Here is a 1,263-nt window from a genome sequence, read left to right on the forward strand (position 1 = left end):
TGTCGTCGCCGTTGAAGGATGTGTGGTCGCTGTCGCGGCACATGGTCGGCCACTTCGTCGAAAACGTCGCCCCCTGCGGCACCCTGCCCGGCGACGCCATCCACGGCGACATCACCACCATCACCCGCACCTGCCTCGAACTCGCCATCAGCCTCCTCGACGGCCGCGACATCCCCGAAAAAACCGAACGCCTCAAAGACGCCGCCGCCGCCTGGGCCCGCGAAGGCGTCCCCATCGACACCATCCACCACGCCATCCACGAAGGCTTCAAAATCGGCTTCGACCTCGTCGTCACCAACGCCACCACCAAAACCCGCACCACCACCAACACCAACGGCAGCAGCGGCGGCAACAGTGGCAGCGACGGCAGTGGCAGTGGCGGTGAGCCGACACTCACCCTCACCCACACCGACTACACCAACCTCCTCCAAGGCGCCAAACTCCTCGTCGAAATCCTCGACACCATGACCACCGCCGTCTCCCACGCCTACGTCCGCGAACTCCGCGCCGTCGTCTCCGAACACCACAACGCCGTCCACACCCTCACCTCAGCCCTCCTCGGCGGCCACCCCACCAGCACCATGGCCCGCGAATGCGGCATCGAAATCGCCGACAACTACCACATCCTCGCCCTCCACATCCCCCCACACCCCGACCAAGCCAACCCCCACCTCGACCCCACCATCATCGCCCGCCGCAAACTCCGCCGCATCCAAGCCGCCCTCGCCACCACCACCCACACCACCACCCTCTCCCTCCTCTCCACCGACGGCGGCACACTCCTCATCCCCACCACCACACCCACCGACCTCGACACCCTCATCACCCACCTCTCCCACGCCGCCCGCGTCCCCATCACCGCCACCACCACAACCACACCCACCACCGACATCCCCACCGCCACCGACCAAACCCACCAACTCCTCGACATGGTCACCCGCCTCGGATCCATCCCCGGCCTCTACCGCTTCGACGACCTCGCCCTCGAATACCAACTCACCCGCCCCGGCCCCGGCCGCGACCACCTCGGCACCCTCCTCAACCCCCTCGACCACCACCCCGAACTCCTCACCACCCTCCAAACCCACATCGCCAACAACCTCAACCGCCAACGCACCGCCCGACTCCTCCACGTCCACACCAACACCGTCGACTACCGCCTCAAACGCATCGCCCAACTCACCGGCTTCGACCCCACCCAAGCCAGCGGACTCTGGTACCTCCGCTCCGCACTCGTCGCCCGCACCTACACCACCGCATGAG

The 1,263-nt window shown here is 66.7% G+C and carries 1 protein-coding gene; it reads left to right on the top strand.

All coding sequences use genetic code 11. The features are described 5' to 3' along the window. A partial coding sequence (locus ACPCUW_RS35105; protein WP_423429691.1) for a PucR family transcriptional regulator occupies positions 1-1,262 on the top strand: 1,262 nt, incomplete at its 5' end. Position 1,263 lies beyond the last annotated feature (1 nt).

It is taken from the genome of Nocardia sp. AB354 (genome assembly GCF_049538315.1).
In the GTDB taxonomy this organism is placed as follows: domain Bacteria; phylum Actinomycetota; class Actinomycetes; order Mycobacteriales; family Mycobacteriaceae; genus Nocardia; species Nocardia nova.